Raw genomic sequence first — 20,790 nt, forward strand, 5'->3', positions numbered from 1 at the left:
GTCCACGCACGGCCTTCCCCATGACGGACCGCAACGCGCCACAAGCAGTGGATCTTTGCCGAAGGATCGGCTTTACGACTCTTACCGTTCTTACGGTTTTACCGACTTCTACCAGCGGAACGTCCGCATACGCATGGCGTGTCGCAGCCGGGCGGTCTTGGCCCGGCGGGGCTGGACCCGGTCGCGCAGTGCCCTGGCCTCGGCGAGTTCGCGCAGGAACCGGGCCCGGCGGCGACGCCGTTCGGGCTCCGTCTCGCCCTCCGGCGCGCCGTACGCGCGGTCGGACGGCTCGGGAGGATCAGGCAGCTCAGGGACATCAGACACGGTCACACCACCCCAGTCCGGTCACTCCCACTTTCCCCCGGACGGGGGGTTTGATGCCAGCGTGGACCGGCGCGGGCCAGCGGCGAGGTGTACGCGGACGCGGTTACTGTTATGGGCATGCGTCTCCACGTCGTCGACCACCCTCTGGTCGCCCACAAGCTCACCACCCTGCGCGACCAGCGCACCGACTCCGCGACGTTCCGGCGGCTCGCCGACGAACTGGTCACCCTGCTCGCCTACGAGGCGACGCGGGACGTGCGGACCGAGGCGGTCGACGTCCAGACCCCGGTCTCGCCCACGACCGGCGTCAAGCTCGCCCGTCCCCGCCCGCTGGTGGTGCCGATCCTGCGGGCCGGGCTCGGCATGCTGGACGGCATGGTCCGGCTGCTGCCGACCGCGGAGGTGGGCTTCCTGGGCATGATCCGCAACGAGGAGACGCTCCAGGCGTCCACGTACGCCTCGCGGATGCCGGAGGACCTCTCCGGGCGCCAGGTGTACGTCCTGGACCCGATGCTGGCCACGGGCGGCACGCTGGTCGCGGCGATCCGTGAGCTCATCAAGAGGGGCGCGGACGATGTGACGGCGGTGGTCCTGCTGGCCGCGCCGGAGGGCGTCGAGGTCATGGAACGGGAGCTGGCGGGAACGCCGGTCACGGTCGTCACGGCGGCCGTCGACGACCACCTCAACGAACACGGCTACATCGTCCCGGGCCTGGGCGACGCGGGCGACCGCCTGTACGGGGCGGCCGAGTAGGAGCCGTACGCCTTGGCCGCCTTGGCGCCGTAGTGGTGCGGGTGTGTTGGCGGCCGCGGGTTCGTGGCGGGCCGGTCGCGCAGTTCCCCGCGCCCCTTACGGGGCGCTCTTCGGGGCGGCAGCGCTCGGGCCGGCTCTCAGCAGCCCTTCTTCGCGGTCGACGCCTTCGGCTCGGGGTGTGAGAGGGCCGTGATGGCCTTTGCGGCCGTCGCCTGGGGCGTGAGGGTCTTGAAGGCGTTGCCCAGGATCATGTCCACGGCGGCGCCCTTGCGGCCCGCCTCCGTGCGCTGGTCCGGTGCCGTGAGCTGCGTGGCCAGCACCGGCAGGGACGTGTGCAGGGCCGAGGCCGGTCCGAGCAGTATCGCCGTGCCCTTGACCTTCGCGTCGAACTTCGCCGGCGCGTTGCCGACGTCGCCGATCTTGAAGCCGCGTTTCTTGAGTTCGTCCGCGGTGTCCTTTGCCAGGCCCGTACGGGTCGTGGCGTTGTAGACGTTCACCGTGATCTGGGCCGGCTTCGGCAGCGCCGCCGACGAGGCACCGGCCGCCGGCTCCGCGCTCGCGGCGGCCTGTTTCACGCACGTCGTGCCACCGGCCGCCGCAGCCTCTTTGTCGCCGCCCGTGAAGACGTCGATGAGCTGCAGGGTGCCCCAGCCGACGAGGCCGAGCGCGGCGACGGAGGCGACCATGGAGAGGACGAGCCGGGCACGCCGCCGGCGCGGGCGCATGCGTGGGTATTTGTCCCCAGTGATCCGGTACTGGCCGCCCATGCCGGGGGGAGTCAGCATGCTCATGAGCGCAGCGTAGTGCGCCACGGGTGCGTTGACTAATAGATGATCATCCGACGCCGCACGGTCCAACCCGAAAGGGGCAACCGGCGTGAAACGGCGGGTGACGAGCGGGTGTCGGCCGGGTCGGCCGACACGGCCGGGTCAGTCCAGTTCGAGCACGCGCGCGTGCAGCACCTGGCGCTGCTGGAGGGCGGCGCGGACCGCGCGGTGCAGCCCGTCCTCCAGGTACAGGTCGCCCTGCCACTTCACGACATGCGCGAAGAGGTCGCCGTAGAACGTCGAGTCCTCGGCGAGGAGGGTCTCCAGGTCGAGCTGCCCCTTGGTCGTCACGAGCTGATCGAGGCGGACCGGGCGCGGCGCGACGTCCGCCCACTGCCGGGTGCTCTCCCGGCCGTGGTCGGGGTACGGCCGGCCGTTTCCGATGCGCTTGAAGATCACACGGAAAGCCTACCGGTCCTGACGTTCCGGGCGCAGCCATGGCGACCGAGTGCGACGCTGGAAAAGCCACCGTAAAGGTCATCAAAAAGGCAAAAAGGGAACAGGGGGTCCGATGATGAGTGCCGGTGAAGCCGCCGGAACAGGTGACCCGCTCCCGCCGCTGCCTCCGGCCGCCGCCGCGATCGCCTCCGGGTACGCCTTCACCGGTGAGGCGCTGGACCTCGGCGCCCTCCTCTGGGACGGGCGGTGCCGTCCCGACGCGCCGATCCGTATCCCGCTCCCCGTGCTCAACCGGCACGGCCTGGTCGCCGGCGCCACCGGCACCGGCAAGACCAAGACGCTCCAGCTGATCGCCGAGCAGCTCTCGGCGCAGGGCGTCCCGGTGTTCCTGGCCGACGTCAAGGGCGATCTGTCGGGCATCGCCCGGCCCGGGCAGCGCGATGAGAGGGTCCTGGGCCGGGCGGGGGAGGTGGGGCAGCAGTGGGCGGCGACCGGCTTCCCCACCGAGTTCCTCGCGCTCGGCGGCCTCGGCCACGGCATCCCGGTCCGCGCCACGATCACCAGCTTCGGCCCGGTCCTGCTGGCGAAGGTGCTCCAGCTGAACCAGACCCAGGAACAGTCCCTCGGCCTGATCTTCCACTACGCCGACACCAAGGGGCTGGAGCTGATCGACCTCAAGGACCTGCGTGCGGTGGTCGCCTTCCTCACCTCCGACGAGGGCAGGCCCGAACTGAAGGACATCGGAGGGCTGTCCACGGCCACGGCCGGGGTGATCCTGCGGTCGCTGACCGCCTTCGAGGCGCAGGGCATGGCCGACTTCTTCGGCGAGCCGGAGTTCGACACGGCCGACCTCCTCCGGACGGCACCGGACGGCCGGGGCGTCGTCTCGGTCCTGGAACTCCCCGCCGTACAGGACAAGCCGCTCCTCTTCTCGACCTTCCTGATGTGGCTGCTGGCCGACCTCTTCCACGACCTCCCCGAGATCGGCGACGCCGACAAGCCGAAGCTGGTCTTCTTCTTCGACGAGGCGCACCTGCTGTTCAACGACGCCTCGAAGGCGTTCCTGGAATCGATCACCCAGACCGTGCGCCTGATTCGCTCGAAAGGGGTCGGCGTCTTCTTCGTCACGCAGACCCCCAAGGACGTACCGTCCGACGTCCTGGCCCAGCTCGGCAACCGCGTCCAGCACGCGCTCCGTGCCTTCACCCCCGAGGACCAGAAGGCGCTGCGGGCGACCGTCCAGACCTTCCCGAAGTCGTCGTACGACCTCGAAGAGCTGCTCACCGGTCTCGGCACCGGTGAGGCCGTGGTCACCGTGCTCAGCGAGAGGGGCGCCCCGACGCCGGTCGCGGCGACCCGGCTGCGGGCCCCCGAGTCCCTGATGGGGCCGGTCGACGCGGCGGAACTCGACGAGGCGGTACGGACGTCCGCCCTCCACGGACGTTATGCACAGGCTGTGGACCGGGAGTCGGCGTACGAGAAGCTGCGGCGGACCCCGGCCGCCGGGCCGAAGGCCGCGACCCGTGCGGGGAAATCCTCGCCCGAAGAGGAACCCTCGCTCGTCGAACAAGTCGTGAGCAGCGGGATGTTCAGGTCCCTCGCCCGTTCCGTGGGCACCCAGCTCGGCCGCGAGATCACCCGGTCGCTGTTCGGTACGGCGCGCCGGCGCAGGTGATCCGGGTGCACCGGGCGCCCCGCACGGGCCGCCCGGCGCACGACGTCAACCGTGTTTCTGCTCCTGCGGCCGCGGCATCGGCGGCTCCGCCACCTTCGCCGCCGTCTCCGGCTTCGGCGCGCTGCGAACGGCCTCCGCGCGCAGCAGGGCGCGCAGGACCGCGTACGGGTCTGTGGACATGGCTGTGTTCCTTGCGTAGTGCCGGCTGACCTGGGGGAGTTGTGGGACCTGTCGGTCGGTCAGCAGCGCAGGACCACGGTGCGCAGCAGGGGCGTGGCGTACGGCGGCCGCGGTGCCGTCGGGCACGGGCGGTGGTGGTCGGGCGGGTCGGCGGGCGCCGCGTCCGGGAGCGGCGCGGGGCGCTGGGGCACGTCGGCGCGGTGGACGGCGCGGGCGGGGAGCCGTAGCGGAGTGTCGAGGACGTCGTACTCGGCGGTCTCGGCGGAGGCGGCCGGAGCGGTCGCCGCGAGGGCCCCGGCCGCCGTCGGGGCGCCGGCCAGCAGCAGGGCGAGCAGCAGCGCGAGCGCCCGCAGCCAGGCGTGTCCTGGCTGCGGGCGGCCGGAGCGGGAGCCGCTGCTCATGGCGGTCATCTCCCCACGCGGCGGACGGTGTTCATCGCGCCGGGCGCGAGATCCGCTCGCTCGGCGTACCGGCGGGGCGCGAGGTTGACGCCGTTCACACTGCCCGCGGGATGTGCTTGGCCCGGCTGCGGATGCCGAACGCGGAGATGATCTCGACGATGCCGACGACGACCAGCCAGATGCCGGCGACCAGGGTCAGTACGGCGACCGACTCGAACGGCGAGACGATCAGCACGATGCCGGCGATGAAGGTGACGATGCCGAGGAAGACCATCCAGCCGCGGGCGGGCATCCCGGGGTCGTGCACGGCGGCGATCGTCTGGGTGATGCCGCGGATCAGCCAGCCGATCCCGATCCACAGGGCGAGCAGCAGGATCGACTCCAGCGGGCCGCGGAAGCAGAACAGGCCCAGCAGGATCGACAGCGCGCCGCTGATGAAGGCCAGCACCCGCAGCGAGGTCGTCTTGTGCGTGCCGAACGCGGCGACCAGCTGGAAGATGCCGCTGATCAGCAGGTAGACACCGAAGAGCACACCGGCGGCGAGCAGTGAGGCGCCCGGCCAGACGAGGACCAGGACGCCCAGGATCAGGGAGGCGATCCCGGTGAGCAGCACGGTCTGCCAGGCGGCCTTCGAGAGGGCGTGCAGGGGCCCCTCGAAGGGCGGTTCGGGCTCATGCCGGTAGGCGGGCGCGGGCGCGGAGACTGGGGCGGAGGCGGACGCCGGGACTGAGGCCGAGGCCGGGGCGGTGTGAGCCGTGCGGTCGTCGTCGGCGGGGCCGGTGCTGGGAGGCTCGCTCATGCCTCCAGCTGAAACCGACGGGAGCACCCCTGCCATCAGGGAGCGGCCGAACGGGTGACGAAACCCGGACCGCCCCGGCTACTTCTCCCCGGCCTTCGCCGCCTTCGCCGCCGCCTTCATCTCCTGTTTGTGCGCGCGTACCTTCGCCAGTGACTCGGGCCCCGTGATATCGGCCACGGACCGGAAGGACTCCGCCTCCCCGTACGTCCCCGCCGCCTCCCGCCACCCCTTCGGCCGTACTCCCAGCTGCTTGCCCAGCAGCGCCAGGAAGATCTGCGCCTTCTGCTTGCCGAACCCGGGCAGTTCCTGGAGCCGCTTCAGCAGCTCCGCCCCGCTGTCGACGTCGCGCCAGATGCCCTCGGCGTCACCGTCGTAGTGCTCGACGAGGTACTGACACAGCTGCTGGATCCTCTTGGCCATGGAGCCGGGGTAGCGGTGCACCGCCGGCTTCTCGGAGAGCAACGCGGCGAAGGCTTCGGGGCCCTGGGCGGCGATCTCGTGCGCGTCCAGGTCGTCCGTCCCCATCCGCTGTGCGATGGTCGCCGGCCCCTTGAACGCCCACTCCATCGGGACCTGCTGGTCGAGCAGCATGCCGGTGAGCGCGGCGAGCCTGCTGCGGCTGAGGAGTTCGTCGGCCGCGGGGTCCTGGGCGAGGTGCAGAGTCGTGGCGTTGGCCCCGGTGTCGGTTTCGGTGGCGGGCTTGGCCTTGGCGTTGGCGTCCATGGCTCGATGATCCCGTGCCCGGACCCGCCGCGCGCGCCCGCGGCGGCCCGGCCTCCGATGCTCCCGCACCCCTCACGTACGATTCCTCCACGATTCAGCTTAGGCAAGCCTAACCTTAGACAAGAGGTGTCGCAGAGTGACCATCACGACGTACCGAGACGCCTGGGGCATCCCGCACCTGAGGGCGGCCGACGCCCGCGAACTCGCCCGTGCGCAGGGCCGGGTCACGGCCCACGACCGGGCCTGGCAACTGGAGGTCGAACGGCACCGGGCGCAGGGCACGTCGGCGTCCTTCCTCGGTCCCTCGGCCGTCGCCTGGGACGTGTTCGCCCGCCGGGCCCGCCTGGCGGACACCGCGAGACGCTGCTTCGAGGCGCTGGAGAGACGGGACCCGGAGACGGCGGAGTGGGTACGCGCGTACGTGGCCGGGGTGAACGAGGGCCTGGCGGCCGGAGCGGCCCGCACGCCCGAGTTCGCCCGCACCGGCCTTACCCCCGGCGTCTGGGAGCCCTGGCACCCCCTGGGCGTCTGGCTGGCCACCCACATCCTGTTCGCCGGCTTCCCGGCCAAGCTGTGGCGCGAGGAGGCGATACGGCACCTGGGGGAGGACGCGGTCGCCTTGTTCGCCACGGACGGCCCGGGCACCTCCGGCAGCAACGGCTGGCTGCTCGCGGGCTCCCGCACCACCACCGGCCGGGCACTGCTCGCCGGCGACCCGCACCGCTTCATCGAGGCGCCCGGCGTCTACCAGCAGATCCGCCTCTCCTGCCCGGAGTTCGACGTGATCGGCCTGGCCGTCCCGGGCGTCCCCGGCATCGCCCACTTCGCCCACACGGGCACGGTCGCCTGGTCCATCACCAACGCGATGGCCGACTACCAGGACCTCTACCGGGAGCGCCTGCGGCGCACGGAGCGGGGCGTGGAGGCCCTGAACCCGGACGGCACCTGGCATCGGGCCGAACGGCACACGGAGACGGTGGAGGTGGCAGGGAACCCACCGCTGCGCATCGAGGTGCTCGAGACCGAACGGGGCCCGCTGATCACAGCGACCACAACCGACCAACCCCACCCGGCCCCCGACCCGGCAGCCGCCGACGGCGCTCAGCCCCCGCAGGGGCCACCCGCACCTGACCACGAAACTCGCACGGATGGTGCGGGTGGGAAGACACACGCCGATGGCGGAGCCGAGGCGTTGGCGCTCCGCTACCCGCCCCGCGTCACCGAAGACCTCGGCTTCAGCGCCCTCCTCCCCCTCCTCCGGGCCCGCCACGTCACCGACGTCGACCGCGCCTTCGACGCCTGGACCGAGCCCGTCAACGTAGTCCACGCCGCCGACACCGCCGGAGGCACCCTGCACCGCGTCGCCGGCCGCGTCCCCATCCGCTCCCGCACCAACCGCACCCGCCTCGCCCCCGCCTGGCTCCCCGGCCACGCCTGGCAGGGCTGGCACGAGATGCCGTACGGCGACCTCACCGACGGCGTCGCCGTGATGGCCAACCAGCGCGGCCCGGCCACCCCCCTCGGCGTCGAGTTCGCCCCGCCCCACCGCGCCGACCGCATCCGCACCCTCCTCGACGAGCGCCGCACCTGGTCCGCCGCCGACCTGCCCGCGATCCACACCGACACCCACCTCGCCTCCGCCGCGCCCCTCCTCGACCACCTGGCCGCCCTCGACGACCTCACCCCCGGGGCCGCCGAACTCCGCGGCCGGCTCCTCGCCTGGGACCGCCGGATGGACGCCGACAGCACCGGCGCCGCCGCCTACGCGGCCGTACGCACCGCGGTCGTACGACACCTCGCCGCCCACCCCGCCTTCGCCGCCCTCGCCGAACCCCCCGCCCACCCCGAGGCCCTGCTCCCCTGGCTGGCCCTCACCCCCCGTATCGCCTTCGCCCTGGAGCACCTCCTGAGGGCGGAGGAGCTGTACGGCGTCGACCGTCCCGCCGTCGTCCGTATGGCCGTCGAGGAGGTCGCCGCCGGCGGACCCGCCGGTACCGGTACCGGCACCTGGGGCGACACCCACCGCCTCGCCCCCTGGCAGGCGCTGCCCGACCCGTCGTACGACGGACCGGCCCTGTCCGGCGACCACGACTGCGTGCTGTGCACCTCCGCCGTCCCGGGTCTCACCGACCTCTCCGCGCGCGGCCCGGCCGCCCGGTACGTGTGGGACCTGGCGGACCGCGACAACAGCCTCTGGGTGGTGCCGCTCGGCGCGGACGGCGTCCCCGGCGCACCGCACCACACCGACCAACTCGCCTTGTGGCTCAAGGGCGAGCTGGCCCCGGTCAGCACCGACTGGGACCGACTGGAACTCGTAGAGGAAACCGATGTCTGAACACACCGTCGACGGCTTCGGCACCGTCCGCCTCCGCCCCCTCGACCCCGAGCGGGACGCGGACGTCGTCCACACCTGGGTCAGCGAGGAACGCGCCGCCTTCTGGGGCATGACCGGCCTCACCCGGGCCCAGGTCGCCGAGATCTACGCCCATATGGCCACCCTCGACACCCACCACGCCTACCTCGCCCGTCTCGCCGGGAAGGACGACACCCCGGTCGCGCTCCTCCAGACGTACGAGCCGGAGGCCGACCGCGTGAGCGAGTGCTACGACGTCCGCCCCGGCGACATCGGCATCCACGTCCTCATCGCCCCGGCCGGACCGCAGGGCCCCCGCGCCGGCTGGACGGACGCCCTCCTCTCCGCCTTCACGGAGTTCGCCCTGCGCACCCTCGACCGCCACCGCATCGTCGTCGACCCGGACGTCCGCAACGAGAAGGCGATAGCCCGATTCGTCCGCCAGGGCTTCACGCCCGGCCCGGCCGTCGTACTCCCCGAGATCGACCTCCCCGACGTCCATCTGCCCGAAAAGCACGCTCAACTGGCATTTCTCCCCCGGGCGGTAGCCTTCCCGGATGCTGACCCCCGATGACCTGATCGCCCACTACGACCTGGAGCCGATCCCCCGCGAGGGCGGCCTGTTCCGGCAGACCTGGGCCGGTCCCGAACGGGCCGACGGCCGCCCCGAGGGCACCGCGATCGTCGTCCTCCTCACCGCCGACGACTTCTCGGCCCTGCACCGCCTCCCCACCGACGAGATCTGGCACCACTACCTGGGCGACCCCCTGAACCTCCTGCTCCTCGCCCCCGACGGCACCACCCGCACCCCCGTCCTCGGCCCGGACCTCCTTGGCGGCCAGCAGATCCAGCTCACCGTCCCGGCCGGCACCTGGATGGGCGCCCGGGTGGCACCGCCCGGCGCCTGGACCCTGTTCGGCTGCACCATGGCCCCCGGATTCACCTTCGAGGGGTACGAACACGGGAACGCGGCCCGCCTCACGGCGCGTTACCCCTCCGAAGCCGCCCGTATCACGGGACTCTGCCGTCCATGACCCCTCTACTGGACGGACAGATCGCCCTGGTCACGGGTGCGAGCGGCGGCATCGGCCGGGCCGTCGCGCTGCGCCTCGCGGAGGAGGGCGCGGCGGTGGCCGTGCACTGCCGTACGGCGGTGACGGCCGCGCACGAGGTCGCCTCGGCCATCGGCGACCGAGCGGTCGTCGTGCAGGGCGACCTGACCGACGAGGCGACCTGCCACCGGATCGTCCAGGAGGCCGCGGACTGGGGCGGCGGCCGGCTGACCGCGCTCGTCAACAACGCGGCCGTACAACCCGTACAGCCCCTGCCCGGCATGACCGCGGCCGACTGGCGTGCGGTCGTCGACACCGACCTCGGCAGCGTCTTCGCCTGCACCCAGGCCGCCGCCGACATCATGCGTACCCAGCCCGAGGGCGGCACGATCACCCACATCGCCTCCATCGAGGCGACCCACCCGGCCCCCGGCCACGCGCACTACAGCACGGCGAAGGCGGCGGTGGTGATGCACGCGCGAGCGGCGGCCCTGGAGTACGGCCGCCTCGGTGTCCGCGTCAACACGGTCTCCCCGGGCCTGATCGACCGGGAGGGCCTGGCGGACGCCTGGCCGGAGGGGGTGCGGAGATGGCAGGAGGCCGTACCGACGGGCCGGTTGGGCCGCCCGGAGGACGTGGCGGACGCGGTGGTCTTCCTGGCGTCCCCGCTGGCGTCGTGGATCACCGGCCACGACCTGGTGGTGGACGGAGGTGTGTCCGCCCGGCCGACGTGGTGACGGCGCCCTTCAGCACAATGAGTGCTGCACGCCCCCCATCCGTATGACCCATGAACGCCTGCTTCCGAACTCAGGACGGTGACGTGAGCGAAGAACACGGCCGGCGGTGCACGACACCCCTCCACAGGGCAGCCCCACGCGGAGCGTTGCGCACCGTCGTCCTTCTCGGCACCCTCCTCACCGCCCTCTTCCTCGCGTCGGCAGCCCCCGCCTCCGCGCACGCGGCCCTGCGCGGCAGCGACCCCGCCGACGGCGCCGTACTGAAGTCGTCGCCCGGGTCCGTCACCCTGACCTTCACCGAGTCCGTCGGCCTGCTCGACGACTCGTTCCGGGTGTACGACCCCACCAACCACCGGGTGGACACCGGCGACCCCGAGCACGGCCCCGCCGGCTCGGACACCGCCCGGATCACCTTCCCGAAGAAGCTCGGCACCGGCACGTTCACCGTGGCGTGGCGGGTCGTGTCGGCGGACAGCCACCCCGTCTCCGGTGCCCTCACCTTCTCCGTGGGCAAACCGTCGGCGACCACGGCGGCCGTCCCCACCGGCCCGGTCGAGAACCCGGCCACCGGCAGCCTCTACAACATCGGCCGCTATGTCGCGTACCTCGCCGTGGCGCTGCTGATAGGCACCGTGGCGTTCATAGCCCTGTGCCGCCCGCCGGACCCGGCCCCGCTCCGCAAACCGATCCGGACGGCCTGGTGGGCCCTGCTGGCCGCCACCCTCTTCCTCTTCGTCCTCCGCTCCCCCTACGAGGAGGGCACCTCCCCGGCGACGGCCTTCGACCTCTCCGCGCTCGCCAGGACCGCGACGGGCCGCCCGGGCCTGATCCTGCTGGCCAGGGTCGCCCTCCTGGCGATCACGGCAGGCCTGTACGTCTTCCTCCTCCGCAAGCGCGAGCACCGGCTCCGCCCGTCGTCCCGCCCGTTCCTCGGCACCGCCGCCGCCCTCGCCGTCGCCCTGACCCTGACCTGGGCGACGGCGGAGCACGCCTCGGCCGGCATCCAGGTACCCCTGGCGATCACGTCCTCGGTCCTGCACCTCCTCGCGATGGCGCTGTGGCTGGGCGGCCTCACGGCCCTCCTCATCACCCTCCACCGGGCCACCGCCACGCCCCTCCCCGCCGTCGTCGTCGCCCGTTTCTCCCGGGTGGCCTTCGCCTCGGTGACGGTCCTCGTGGTCACCGGCGTGTACCAGTCCTGGCGCGGGCTGGGCTCCTGGCAGGCGCTCACCGACACGACGTACGGCCGTCTCCTGCTCGTCAAACTCATCGCCGTGACCCTGTTGCTGGCGGCGGCCTCCCAGTCCCGCCGCTGGACGGCGAAGCTGGCGGGCGCCCCGGCCGCGGCCGGGGCGACGGCCCGCGAGCGCGTCCCGCAGACGGTCGGCGCGCCGCCCCCGGAGACGCCACCGACCTCGGAGGAGCCGGCCCCCACGCCGGACCACCGGGCGCTGCGCCGCTCGGTCGGCGCCGAAGTCGCCATCGGCGTCGCCGTCCTGGTCATCACCACGATCCTGACCGGCACCCTGCCCGGCCGCGCGGCCGCCGAGGCCGCCGCGGCGGGCACGGGCACGGCCGGCGGCATCCCGACGACCTCCGTCGCCATGGTCCCCTTCGACGTCGGTACCCCGAACGGCCACGGCAAGGTACAGATCACCCTGGACCCCGGCCGGGTCGGCGACAACTCCGTGCAGGCGGTCGTCTTCGGCCCCGACAACGGCATCTCCGCCGTGCCCGAACTCCGCCTCTCCTTCACCCTCACCGCCCAGAAGATCGGCCCCCTCCCGGCCAACCTCACCGACCGGGGCGGCTACTGGGCCACCAACTCCGTCAACCTCCCGATCGCGGGCGAGTGGACGATGAACCTGACGGTACGGGTGTCCGACCTGGACCAGGTGACGGTGGCGAAGAAGATACGGATCACCGGGTAGTTGGGGGCCGGAACGCGGCGAGAGACCGCGACAACGGCGCGAAGGAGCGCAGGCGACGTCGTGCCCGGAGAGGGTGGGCCCGGTCCGTTCTGAGCCGCGGCGGGGCACTCGGGCCGGCTTCCTCCGGACCACGCCGGACGGAGGTGAACGCCACCAGAGCTGCAACCGAATGAGCTCAGCCGTTGCTCACGCCCTTCGCCAGGCGCCGAGCAGTTCCTCGGGTCCGTACGTCGCGTCGAGCCCGGAACAGCTGGTCCCGTTGCGCGAGACCGCTACGAGCGGTACCGGCTCGTCGGTGACCGCCGCCCGATGCTTCTGGAGCGAGGCAAGGTCGTGGCTGTCGAACGCGGAATTCTCCAGCCACTTGACAGAGCCGAGGAAGAGCAACTGCTTGGCCACCGGCTGACGGTCGGCGCCCACGAGGTCGATTTCGACGTCGTTGCTGCGGGTCCAGTACCCGCCGATCGCCGGGGTGGTGGGCAGGAGCCCGTCCGGGAGAAGACGGGCGAGTGATTCCCGGACGAGAGGCTCGATCGCGCGGCCCCGCCAACTCGTCCACTGCTCCTTGATCCGGCTCAGCGTGAGATCTCCGCGCATCCGCTCGATCTCCGCCATGTGCGGGTCCAGAAACGCGAGCCAGAACCGCAGGTACGGGTCGGCCACTCGGTAGCGGCGTTCCTTCGAGGGCCGCAGTGAGAGCGGCAGCTCGGCGGCCACGACTCGTTTCTCGGTCAGAACCTCAGTGGCCCTGGTGAGAGTGGTGTGGGCGATACCGCCGGCGGCGCGCGCGATGTTGGTGAAGGTCCTCTCCCCGCTTCCGATGGCCCGCAGGACCTCCCTGCTCATCGCCTGCGGCGGAAACTCGGCGGCCAGTGAGCGCTCTGCCGAGACCAGGAGCGCCGAGATCGGGTTGTCCAACGAGTCACGGAGGAACTCCCAGACAACCGCCCCTGGCCGCCACTCCGCACAGATGAGCGGCAGACCGCCCGTGACCAGGGCGGCGTCGAAGGCGGCTGCCGGCTCAAGACCGAGCATCTCGCCGATGTCGGCAGGGTTCAGCGGTCCCACGACCATTTCCCGGCCCCGCTGATGGAAGGGGCGGTCGTAGCTGTTCAGCGCCTCCATCATCGACAGGTCGGATCCGACCAGGAGGAGCAGTACGGGTTTACGGCAGAGCAGCCGGTCCCACGCCCGCTGGAGCATGCCCTCGAAGGCGTCGATGCGGTCCATGAGATACGGAACCTCGTCGATGACGATCACGCTCGGGCTGTCGTCGGGCAGGATCTCGGCAAGCAGCCTGAACGCCGCGTTCCACTGCGCCGGGGCCTCCGCCGTGAACAGTCCCCGCTCCGGGAGGGTGGATCTGGCGACGGCGTCCAGCAACTCCGCCAGTTCGTCCTGAGCCGTGCCGCCCGCCGCGGTGAAGAAAAGGTTCGGCGTCCGGGTGCGCCGGAGAAATTCCTCGACGAGGCTGGACTTGCCGACGCGCCGCCTTCCTCGCATGAGGACGCACTGCCCCGGATTCGCCGACCCGACGGCATCGCGGACAGCCTGCAAGGCGTTGCCGAGCACGTTCAGCTCACGGTCCCGCCCGATGAATCGACGCACAGCAAGCCTCCGGCAAGAGATAGTGTCGATAGAGATACTATCCACATCGCTACCATTCTCATGAGTTCGCTGTCGCGGAGCGGCCGCCACCGTTAGGGAAGTGAAGCAGCGTGAGTGTGTCCAGCTTCTGCTCGTGGTTCCTGGTCAGCGGGGAATCGCCTCCTTACTCCCCGTTCTGCGACCAGGCCGCGGTGAGCGCGGTGACCGGGTCACTGTCGGCTGGTGCCGCGGGCCACCATTCGCCGTCGTCGTCCTGTAGGTAGGGGTACCAGCGGGCGTCGGGGCCCAGGCGCAGCTGGATGCCGTGGTGGGGGAGGGTGAGGCGGTTGCGCCAGGCTCTGAGGTGGGTTGGGGAGTCGGTCATCTCGGCGAGGGCCGTGTGCAGAGCGGTGCGGGTGGCCTTCATCACCGTCGGGTCGGGGGTGTAGGGCTGTTCGGCGACGGTGATGCCCGTGGGGCCGCCGTGGCGCCAGGCGCGGGTGAGGCGTGCGAAGGCAGTGGGGTTGGTGCCGGTGTTCTGGATCAGGTGGTGGAACCACTCGGGTCCGGGGTTGCTCGCGGCGATGCGGACGGCGTCCTGGTGCTGGGTCAGGTGCAGGTCGGCGGTGTCGCCCGCGAGGAGCCGGGCGGCGCGCGCGGTGGCGTCGGCCATGAGGCGTTCCAGGTCCGCGGCGGTCAGGCCGGTGCCGGTGGCGGGGGGACGGGCAGGGCTGTGGTGTGGGCGGCGGGTTCCGGGAGTTCGGGCAGTTCGGGGGGCTCTTCGGCCCAGTGGGCGTACGCGGCGGCGGCCGGCGTGCCGACCGGTGCCGGTGGGGCGGCGGACTCCTGTGCCGCCGTACGGAGTGCGCGCAGCTGGGCGAGGACCTCCTCGCGACCGCGGCCGCGCAGTGCGAAGAGCACGAACGGGTCGGTGTCGATGGTGGCGGCGATGGCGTAGCAGAGCGCGGCGGCGTGCTTGCAGGGGTATCCCCAGTCGGGGCAGGAGCACTCCGGATCGAGCTCGGTGGGCAGTGGGAGCAGTGGGACGCCCGCGTTCCGGGCGTCGTCGACGAGTCCGGCGGGCATCTCGGCGTCGAGAAGTGCTGCGAGATGCCCGGCGCGGGCCGCGATCGTGTCGATCAGGGTGTCCCACTGAGGGCCGGTGAGGACGGGCAGGTGGACCGAGGAACGGTACGGGCGCGGGCGGCTGCCCTGGACAGCGGCGTTGACCTTGCCCGGAGCGACGGTGACCGGTCCGACCATGCCTTTGCGGGCGTAGGTGCGTCCGCGCGAGAGCCGTCCGGCGTCCAGGGTGGAGTCCTCCAGGGCGGCCACCCATGCCTGGCCCCACCAGGTCGCGGCGAAGGCTCGCTTGCCGCGGGCGGGCGCACGGCGCGGGCCGGGGACAGCGGGGCTCATGACTGGCTTCCCAGGGCGACGAGTTCGGCGAGGTCGGCGTCGGACAGTTCGGTCAGGGCTGCCTCGCCGGAGCCGACGACGGCGTCGGCGAGGGCGCGCTTGGCTTCGAGCAGCTTCGCCACCTTGTCCTCCACGGTTCCTTCCGCGAGGAGCTTGTGCACCTGGACGGGTTTGTCCTGGCCGATGCGGTAGGCGCGGTCGGTGGCCTGGTCCTCGACGGCCGGGTTCCACCAGCGGTCGTAGTGCACGACGTGAGTGGCGCGGGTGAGGTTGAGTCCGGTGCCCGCCGCCTTCAACGACAGCAGGAACACCGGCACTTCACCGCGCTGGAAGCGGTCCACCATCGCCTCGCGCCGCGCGACGGGGGTGGCACCGTGCAGGAAGAGTGTGGGGACGCCGCGCTCGGCGAGATGCTTCTCCAGCAGAGCCGCCATCTGTTTGTACTGCGTGAAGACCAGCACGGATTCGCCTTCGGCGGTGATGGTGTCGAGAAGCTCGTCGAGCAGGTCGAGCTTGCCGGAGCGGCCACGCAGGGGAGTGGACTGGCACAGGCTGTGCTCTTTCAGATACTGGGCGGGATGGTTGCAGATCTGCTTCAGCGCGGTGAGCAGCTTGAGCACCAGACCGCGTCGGGCGATGCCCTCCGACTCCGCGATCTTCGCCATGGTCTCGCGGACCTGTGCCTCGTACAGGCTGGTCTGCTCGGCCGTCAGCGGGACGACGTGGTCGGTCTCGGTCTTGGGCGGCAGTTCGGGCGCGATGCCGGGGTCGGACTTCTTGCGGCGCAGCAGGAAGGGACGTACAAGACGGGACAGGCGCTCGGCTGCCTCGGGATCTTCGCCCGCCTCGATGGCGCGGGCATGCCGGTCACGGAAGGCGGTGAGCGTGCCGAGGAGCCCGGGGGTGGTCCAGTCGAGCAGGGCCCACAGCTCGGAGAGGTTGTTCTCCACGGGTGTGCCGGTGAGAGCGACGCGGGCGCGGGCGGGCAGGGCGCGAAGCTCGCGGGCGGTGACGGCGTAGGGGTTCTTGACATGCTGGGCCTCGTCGGCGGCCACCAGCGACCAGGCTGTCTCGGCAAGCACTTCGCGGTCGCGGCGCAGCACCCCGTAGGTGACCAGGACGATCTCGTCGCAGGCCAGGTCCTTGAGGTGGCGGTCGCCACCGTGGAAACGGCGTACGGGGGTGAGCGGTGCGAATCTGGCGGCCTCGCGCTGCCAGTTGCCGAGCAGGGAGGCCGGGCAGACGACAAGGGTGGGGCCCGCGGTGGTGGGGTCGCTCTGGCGGTGCAGGTGCAGAGCGAGCAAGGTGATGGTCTTGCCCAGGCCCATGTCGTCGGCGAGACAGCCGCCGAGGCCGAGTGCGCACATCTCGGCCAGCCAGGCCAGGCCCCGCTTCTGGTACTCGCGCAACGTGGCCTTGAGAGCGGCGGGCTGGGGCACGGGGGTGCGGGACTCGGGGTCGCGGACACGAGCGACCAAGTCGCCGAGCGCACCGACTGCCGCACAGGGGACCCGGTGGTCACCGTCCAGCTCGGCCTCGCCGGTCAGCGCGGCGCTCAACGCCGCCATGGGGGTGAGCGGTTCCATCCGGCGGCGCTTGGCGCGGGCCACCAGCCTCGGGTCGGCGACCACCCACTGGTCGCGAAGCCGGACGAGGGGACGGCGTGACTCTGCGAGGGCATCCATCTCGGCCTCGGTGAGCGGCTCGCCGCCAAGGGAGACCTGCCAGCGGAAGTCGAGGAGGGCCTCGGTGTCCAGCAGGCCGGCCACGGTGGAACCGGGGGCGGTGCGCTGCCCGATCTCCGCGGTCGCGGTGAGTGCCTTGACCAGTTCGCGCGGCCAGTGCACCTCGACACCGGCGGCGCGCAGCGCGTCCGTGGCGTCCCCGAGGAGCTCGAACGCTTCGTCGTCGGTCAACCGGAGCTGGTCGGGAGCGGCATCGTCGAGCAGCCTCCCCAGCGGGGGCCAGGCGCGGGCGCCGCGGCGCAGGGCGAGCAGGGTCTCGGTCTCGGCGCGCGGGCCGAGCAGCCGCTCCACTTCGGTCGGCTCGCTCCACAGCCGTGCGGCTTCGATGACGAGCGCCGGGTCCGCCGCGGTGTGCAGTTGCAGGACGGCCCGGAACTGCCGTCGGCGTCCTTCGGGTACGTCGACGCGCAGGGAGACACGGACCTCCGCGGTGAGTGCCACCTGGGTTTCCTCGGCCCATTCACGCAAGGCGGGCACGGCACGGGCCTCGCGCCAGGCGTACGGCAGCGCTCCCATGGCGAGCGGCGCGGCCGGCGTGCGGACCAGATCATCGGCGACTGCGTCGCAGAACTGGCGTACCAGCGCAGCTGGTTCGGCGATCCGTACCGGCGCAGGGCCTGGCTCGGGCAGGCAGTGGGCGTGTGGCGGGAAGGCGGCGGCCAGGGCGTCCAGCGTCTGGCGTTGAGCGGCGGTGCAGGGACCCACCTGCCAGGTGTCGTAACCGGCGGGGGTGATGGCCGGGTGGAGGCGGCCGTCGGCGAGCATCCGCAGCGCGAAACGAGTGGCGGCCTGCCAGGCGGCGCCGGAGGGATGCGTCGGCTCCGCATCGACCAGGGCGGAGACAGCGACGGCGACAGGCAGCGCGTAACCCTCGACCCTGCGCCGCCTGACCGAGCGGCCGTGCGGCAGGACCAGCTCCACCGCCTCGGTCTCAAGGCCGGTGGGCGCCGTACTGTCTCCAGCTGCTGCCCCGGTCGGCTTCCACAGCAGCAGCCGCCCAAGGCGGGCGGGCTCACCGGGCAGGAACACCGCTGCCCAGCCGGCGCCGAGCAGCTCCCTCACGAAGGCGGATGTCTCCTGCCGGGCCAGCGGCGGTGCGCTCCTCGCGCCCGTACTCGGCTCTCGTACGACGACTCGTGCCACTCTCTTCCGCCCAGTCGCTTGCCGGACTCTCCAGACCCGCTCACTACCGAACCCCACCAGGCAACGTCACTCGCTGGCAACCGCGGGCCTTGGCTTGACTGCTGGCGACGGGGCCACGGCGGCTATGCCGCTGCTGAACACACCGGTCCTCAACCGTATGCTGCGGCGCTACGGTGAGGCCATGAGCACCTGGGACCCGGCCGCACTGATGGCGTTGATCGAAGAGGCCACCATCGATGCCTACGGCGAGGATGAGCAGCTCACCGGCTTCTTCACGATGATCGAGGAATACCTTGCCGTGCCGTTCACCACGACTGTTCTCGGCGTCGACGTGAGCGTGGTCGGTGTCGATCTGGCCGAGGACGGGTGCGTGATCGCCCGCTGCCTGGGGGGCGGTCCGACAGGACATCGGAATTCTGAACCTGCCGCTGCCGGAACCCGCCCCCGAGGGCTCGCAGTGGATCGAGGTATACCGCTACTGGGCCCGCTGAACTGGCGCGTCGCACAAGTGCCCAACTGAGCCCCCGCTCGAACGGACAGTCGCCCCGACTGCCGCTGGCCGAACCGACTGCGGGAAACGGAGAGCACGTAGCGCGCATACCGCAGTATGCTTACAGCTATGGCTGACACCACGCGCATCACGGTGACACTCCCCACCGAGCAGGTGGCGGAGCTGAAGAAGATCACGGACAACATCTCCGGCTACGTGGCCGAAGCGGTCGCCAGACAGATCCGGCACCAGCTTCTGGGGGCCGACCTGCGCAGCCACACAGACGAGTACGGGGCCTTCAGTGAGGAAGAGCTGGCCGAGGCGCGGGCGCGGATCTTCGGTACGACGTCGGCCGCCGGCGGCGCGAGCGCCGCGTGAGCGGGCACATTGAGACCGTCGTCCTGGACAGCGAGGGGCTGTCGGCCTGGGTGGCGCAGGACCGGAAGGTTCTGGCGATGTTCCAGGTGTTCCACGACATGGGAGCGGACCTTGTCGTCAGCGCCAACACCATTGTGGAGGTGAGCCACTCCAGGGTGAATCTGCCCCGACTGCAGTGGGCGCTCTCCCGGGTCAAGGTGGAGCCGGTCACGGAGGCAGCGGCCAAAGCGGCGGCACAACTGCTCAAGGGTGCCGGTCTGCACGGACACAAGTACGCGATCGACGCCACCGTCGCGGAAGCGGCCTTGCGTCAGCCTGGCCCCAGCGCCATCCTCACGTCGGATGTCGATGACATGACCCGGCTGTGCGGCAGCAAGGTCCGGATGATCGGGCTATGACCGCGACATCGTCCCGAGACCGTGGATAGATCGCGTGGATCCGCCGAGAACCAGAGTCGCCGCAGGTCAGCCCGCGACGGGTGAATAAGGCGTCGACGGATGCGGGGGGCATGACTGCCGTCGGCATCAAAGCTTGTCAGGGCGCAACGCCTGCTGGCAGCTCAGGGCGGCGACTACCGCTGAATTGAGCGTGCGCCTCCCCTGCTTGACGGTATGCCCTAAATGTCGCTCATAAATGCAACCGAAACTGCACCCAAGGGACGCCGAAGAGTCGGACCGCATTAAGTGGTCCGACTCTTCGTTTCGCCAGGTCAGGCGGCTGCGGAGGATACGAGATTCGAACTCGTGAGGGGTTGCCCCCAACACGCTTTCCAAATGTTCGTCTGGGCGTTCGGGGAGGGACGGGGGCGTTCTGACCTGGGGTGGAGTAGGCCATCGGACGGATGGTGGACGGCGCCGGACGGCGACGAATGAGACCAGAACTGAGACCGGGGCGCCGGTCATACTCGCTTGACGACGATCGGTTCCGGAACCAGCTTCTCCAGGTCGTCCACGTCCGATGTGAAGATGGTGACCTGCCCTTTCTGCTGTCGGGCGATGATGGCGAGCACCGCGTCGATCGCGTACTTGTGGCCGTGAAGCTTGGCATCGGACAGGAGTCGGCGGGCCTGGCGGGCCTCGTCCTTCCCGATGTCGGCGACTTTGAGCCGGGAGAGCACCCAGTCCCAGCGCTGCTCGGTGGTCCTGCCGTCGTAAGCCTCCACCAGCGTCATGGGCGACGTGACCACTTCGGCTTCGCCTCGTGCTGCGAGATCGAGCCAGGCGATCATCTTCCGGTCGCCACGCACAGCGAGGGACAGGGCTTCGCAGTCGAGTACGAAGGCACGCAGTGGCCGCTGCCCGTGCTCACTGGCTCGCTTGGTCACGCGGCCTCTCCGGCGTTGTGTCCTCCGGCGGTGAGGCGACGCTCGTGCTCGGCGTCGAGATCTTCCAGCTCCGAGAGTGCTGCCGCGCGCTCGTCCTCGGTGACCGCGCCGTGTTCTTCCTGCAGCCAGTCGACCAGTTCCAGCAGCCGGTCCCGATCGCGCTTGAATCGCAATGCTTCGGCGACGTACGCCGAAAGTCCCCGCTCAGCCGCCTCGGCGCGGATCTCGTCCAGGAGATCTTCGGGGATCGTCACCGTTACTTTCTTGGTCGCCATACAAGTCACCATACTCTTGGTGTGAATGCCCCTACCAGCTGGCCGTGACCCGCAGGGCAAGCAGGCTGATGGCCAATCCGTGAGCCCTGCCCATGCGTGAGCGCCGATTCGTACCGCTTCACTCGGCCACCGCGTGCCGTTCACTCTCATCAGCGCATGCTGCGTCGGATGAGGATGGTTGTCCTTCGCGGTGGTGAGCCTCCTGCCGGTGACGGAACGACAGGAGGAGAGCCCATGTCCCTGCTGCCTTCGGCAGACGCCTTCAGGTCGATCGA

23 protein-coding genes are annotated in these 20,790 nt (G+C 71.2%); 10 read left to right on the forward strand and 13 right to left on the reverse strand.

The window, feature by feature from the left end; translation table 11 throughout:
- Positions 1-108: 108 nt before the first annotated feature.
- Positions 109-324: a hypothetical protein gene (locus ACGFZQ_RS40775; RefSeq protein WP_393844662.1), complete on the reverse strand. Its 216-nt coding sequence runs from the start codon at positions 322-324 to the stop codon at positions 109-111.
- Positions 325-441: 117 nt separating this feature from the next.
- Between ACGFZQ_RS40775 and upp the strand changes: the two genes are divergently transcribed.
- Positions 442-1,077 (forward strand): uracil phosphoribosyltransferase, encoded by a 636-nt coding sequence (upp, locus tag ACGFZQ_RS40780; protein ID WP_351695636.1) that lies wholly within the window; start codon positions 442-444, stop codon positions 1,075-1,077.
- A gap of 137 nt (positions 1,078-1,214) precedes the next feature.
- On the opposite strand, the gene ACGFZQ_RS40785 is transcribed toward upp, so the two are convergent.
- Positions 1,215-1,868, reverse strand: coding sequence for a LytR C-terminal domain-containing protein (locus tag ACGFZQ_RS40785; RefSeq protein WP_393844663.1), 654 nt, complete (start codon positions 1,866-1,868; stop codon positions 1,215-1,217).
- Positions 1,869-2,006: 138 nt separating this feature from the next.
- Complete coding sequence (locus ACGFZQ_RS40790; RefSeq protein ID WP_003999914.1) at positions 2,007-2,303, reverse strand: type II toxin-antitoxin system VapB family antitoxin; 297 nt, start codon at positions 2,301-2,303, stop codon at positions 2,007-2,009.
- A 115-nt stretch (positions 2,304-2,418) separates the two neighbouring features.
- On the opposite strand from ACGFZQ_RS40790, the gene ACGFZQ_RS40795 reads away from it, so the two are divergent.
- Positions 2,419-3,978, forward strand: a complete 1,560-nt coding sequence (locus ACGFZQ_RS40795; RefSeq protein ID WP_393844664.1) for a helicase HerA-like domain-containing protein — start codon at positions 2,419-2,421, stop codon at positions 3,976-3,978.
- Between the two features lie 45 nt (positions 3,979-4,023).
- Here the strand turns inward: ACGFZQ_RS40795 and ACGFZQ_RS40800 are convergent, their stop codons facing one another.
- The 4 genes from ACGFZQ_RS40800 to ACGFZQ_RS40815 form a co-directional block, all read right to left on the reverse strand.
- Positions 4,024-4,158, reverse strand: coding sequence for a hypothetical protein (locus tag ACGFZQ_RS40800; protein ID WP_393844665.1), 135 nt, complete (start codon positions 4,156-4,158; stop codon positions 4,024-4,026).
- A gap of 59 nt (positions 4,159-4,217) precedes the next feature.
- Positions 4,218-4,559 (reverse strand): hypothetical protein, encoded by a 342-nt coding sequence (locus ACGFZQ_RS40805; RefSeq protein WP_393844666.1) that lies wholly within the window; start codon positions 4,557-4,559, stop codon positions 4,218-4,220.
- Positions 4,560-4,653: 94 nt separating this feature from the next.
- Positions 4,654-5,358 (reverse strand): HdeD family acid-resistance protein, encoded by a 705-nt coding sequence (locus ACGFZQ_RS40810; protein ID WP_393844667.1) that lies wholly within the window; start codon positions 5,356-5,358, stop codon positions 4,654-4,656.
- Between the two features lie 78 nt (positions 5,359-5,436).
- Positions 5,437-6,081 (reverse strand): HhH-GPD-type base excision DNA repair protein, encoded by a 645-nt coding sequence (locus ACGFZQ_RS40815; RefSeq protein ID WP_393844668.1) that lies wholly within the window; start codon positions 6,079-6,081, stop codon positions 5,437-5,439.
- 136 nt (positions 6,082-6,217) lie between these two features.
- Between ACGFZQ_RS40815 and ACGFZQ_RS40820 the strand changes: the two genes are divergently transcribed.
- The 5 genes from ACGFZQ_RS40820 to ACGFZQ_RS40840 are packed head-to-tail and all read left to right on the forward strand — an operon-like array spanning position 6,218 to position 12,154.
- Positions 6,218-8,416, forward strand: coding sequence for a penicillin acylase family protein (locus ACGFZQ_RS40820; protein ID WP_393844669.1), 2,199 nt, complete (start codon positions 6,218-6,220; stop codon positions 8,414-8,416).
- On the forward strand, positions 8,409-9,008 hold the full coding sequence (locus ACGFZQ_RS40825) for a GNAT family N-acetyltransferase (RefSeq protein ID WP_393844670.1): 600 nt from the start codon (positions 8,409-8,411) through the stop codon (positions 9,006-9,008). The genes ACGFZQ_RS40820 and ACGFZQ_RS40825 overlap by 8 nt, the downstream gene beginning before the upstream one ends.
- A complete protein-coding gene (locus ACGFZQ_RS40830) occupies positions 8,995-9,468 on the forward strand; it encodes a cupin domain-containing protein (protein WP_393844776.1) in 474 nt (157 codons plus the stop codon). The genes ACGFZQ_RS40825 and ACGFZQ_RS40830 overlap by 14 nt, the downstream gene beginning before the upstream one ends.
- Positions 9,465-10,223 carry an SDR family NAD(P)-dependent oxidoreductase gene (locus ACGFZQ_RS40835; RefSeq protein WP_393844671.1) on the forward strand — a complete coding sequence of 253 codons (759 nt, stop codon included), beginning with the start codon at positions 9,465-9,467 and terminating at the stop codon, positions 10,221-10,223. Before ACGFZQ_RS40830 ends, ACGFZQ_RS40835 begins: the two co-directional genes overlap by 4 nt.
- A 50-nt stretch (positions 10,224-10,273) precedes the next feature.
- On the forward strand, positions 10,274-12,154 hold the full coding sequence (locus tag ACGFZQ_RS40840) for a copper resistance CopC/CopD family protein (protein ID WP_393844672.1): 1,881 nt from the start codon (positions 10,274-10,276) through the stop codon (positions 12,152-12,154).
- A gap of 186 nt (positions 12,155-12,340) precedes the next feature.
- Here ACGFZQ_RS40840 and ACGFZQ_RS40845 read toward each other — a convergent pair whose 3' ends face one another.
- The 4 genes from ACGFZQ_RS40845 to ACGFZQ_RS40860 all read right to left on the reverse strand — a co-directional run bounded on the left by ACGFZQ_RS40845 (position 12,341) and on the right by ACGFZQ_RS40860 (position 17,967).
- Positions 12,341-13,762, reverse strand: a complete 1,422-nt coding sequence (locus ACGFZQ_RS40845; protein ID WP_393844673.1) for an ATP-binding protein — start codon at positions 13,760-13,762, stop codon at positions 12,341-12,343.
- Positions 13,763-13,925: 163 nt separating this feature from the next.
- Complete coding sequence (locus tag ACGFZQ_RS40850; RefSeq protein WP_393844674.1) at positions 13,926-14,414, reverse strand: hypothetical protein; 489 nt, start codon at positions 14,412-14,414, stop codon at positions 13,926-13,928.
- Between the two features lie 23 nt (positions 14,415-14,437).
- Entirely contained in the window at positions 14,438-15,160 is a 723-nt protein-coding gene (locus ACGFZQ_RS40855) for an SWIM zinc finger family protein (protein WP_393844675.1), read from the reverse strand.
- Entirely contained in the window at positions 15,157-17,967 is a 2,811-nt protein-coding gene (locus tag ACGFZQ_RS40860) for a DEAD/DEAH box helicase (protein WP_393844676.1), read from the reverse strand. The genes ACGFZQ_RS40855 and ACGFZQ_RS40860 overlap by 4 nt, the downstream gene beginning before the upstream one ends.
- A gap of 262 nt (positions 17,968-18,229) precedes the next feature.
- Between ACGFZQ_RS40860 and ACGFZQ_RS40865 the strand changes: the two genes are divergently transcribed.
- From ACGFZQ_RS40865 to ACGFZQ_RS40875, 3 genes are all read left to right on the forward strand, one after another.
- The gene (locus tag ACGFZQ_RS40865; RefSeq protein ID WP_393844677.1) at positions 18,230-18,568 is read left to right on the forward strand and encodes a hypothetical protein; all 339 of its coding nucleotides are present in this window, start codon (positions 18,230-18,232) and stop codon (positions 18,566-18,568) included.
- A 99-nt stretch (positions 18,569-18,667) separates the two neighbouring features.
- On the forward strand, positions 18,668-18,916 hold the full coding sequence (locus ACGFZQ_RS40870; protein WP_393844678.1) for a hypothetical protein: 249 nt from the start codon (positions 18,668-18,670) through the stop codon (positions 18,914-18,916).
- A complete protein-coding gene (locus ACGFZQ_RS40875) occupies positions 18,913-19,314 on the forward strand; it encodes a DNA-binding protein (RefSeq protein WP_393844679.1) in 402 nt (133 codons plus the stop codon). Before ACGFZQ_RS40870 ends, ACGFZQ_RS40875 begins: the two co-directional genes overlap by 4 nt.
- Positions 19,315-19,814: 500 nt before the next feature.
- Here the strand turns inward: ACGFZQ_RS40875 and ACGFZQ_RS40880 are convergent, their stop codons facing one another.
- Together ACGFZQ_RS40880 and ACGFZQ_RS40885 are read right to left on the reverse strand one after the other, a co-directional pair.
- Entirely contained in the window at positions 19,815-20,240 is a 426-nt protein-coding gene (locus ACGFZQ_RS40880) for a hypothetical protein (protein ID WP_393844680.1), read from the reverse strand.
- Positions 20,237-20,515, reverse strand: coding sequence for a CopG family transcriptional regulator (locus tag ACGFZQ_RS40885; protein WP_079661300.1), 279 nt, complete (start codon positions 20,513-20,515; stop codon positions 20,237-20,239). Before ACGFZQ_RS40885 ends, ACGFZQ_RS40880 begins: the two co-directional genes overlap by 4 nt.
- Positions 20,516-20,790: the final 275 nt, after the last annotated feature.

The organism is Streptomyces sp. NPDC048254, from assembly GCF_043201895.1.
Taxonomy (GTDB): domain Bacteria; phylum Actinomycetota; class Actinomycetes; order Streptomycetales; family Streptomycetaceae; genus Streptomyces.

Bases quoted from the DNA above. Each gene is read 5' to 3' on its own strand.
- upp (WP_351695636.1), top strand. From the start codon at position 442: ATGCGTCTCCACGTCGTCGACCACCCTCTGGTCGCCCACAAGCTCACC.
- ACGFZQ_RS40785 (WP_393844663.1), bottom strand. From the start codon at position 1,868: ATGAGCATGCTGACTCCCCCCGGCATGGGCGGCCAGTACCGGATCACT.
- ACGFZQ_RS40795 (WP_393844664.1), top strand. From the start codon at position 2,419: ATGAGTGCCGGTGAAGCCGCCGGAACAGGTGACCCGCTCCCGCCGCTG.
- ACGFZQ_RS40800 (WP_393844665.1), bottom strand. From the start codon at position 4,158: ATGTCCACAGACCCGTACGCGGTCCTGCGCGCCCTGCTGCGCGCGGAG.
- ACGFZQ_RS40805 (WP_393844666.1), bottom strand. From the start codon at position 4,559: ATGAGCAGCGGCTCCCGCTCCGGCCGCCCGCAGCCAGGACACGCCTGG.
- ACGFZQ_RS40810 (WP_393844667.1), bottom strand. From the start codon at position 5,358: ATGAGCGAGCCTCCCAGCACCGGCCCCGCCGACGACGACCGCACGGCT.
- ACGFZQ_RS40815 (WP_393844668.1), bottom strand. From the start codon at position 6,081: ATGGACGCCAACGCCAAGGCCAAGCCCGCCACCGAAACCGACACCGGG.
- ACGFZQ_RS40825 (WP_393844670.1), top strand. From the start codon at position 8,409: ATGTCTGAACACACCGTCGACGGCTTCGGCACCGTCCGCCTCCGCCCC.
- ACGFZQ_RS40835 (WP_393844671.1), top strand. From the start codon at position 9,465: ATGACCCCTCTACTGGACGGACAGATCGCCCTGGTCACGGGTGCGAGC.
- ACGFZQ_RS40840 (WP_393844672.1), top strand. From the start codon at position 10,274: ATGAACGCCTGCTTCCGAACTCAGGACGGTGACGTGAGCGAAGAACAC.
- ACGFZQ_RS40850 (WP_393844674.1), bottom strand. From the start codon at position 14,414: ATGGCCGACGCCACCGCGCGCGCCGCCCGGCTCCTCGCGGGCGACACC.
- ACGFZQ_RS40855 (WP_393844675.1), bottom strand. From the start codon at position 15,160: ATGAGCCCCGCTGTCCCCGGCCCGCGCCGTGCGCCCGCCCGCGGCAAG.
- ACGFZQ_RS40865 (WP_393844677.1), top strand. From the start codon at position 18,230: ATGAGCACCTGGGACCCGGCCGCACTGATGGCGTTGATCGAAGAGGCC.
- ACGFZQ_RS40870 (WP_393844678.1), top strand. From the start codon at position 18,668: ATGGCTGACACCACGCGCATCACGGTGACACTCCCCACCGAGCAGGTG.
- ACGFZQ_RS40885 (WP_079661300.1), bottom strand. From the start codon at position 20,515: ATGGCGACCAAGAAAGTAACGGTGACGATCCCCGAAGATCTCCTGGAC.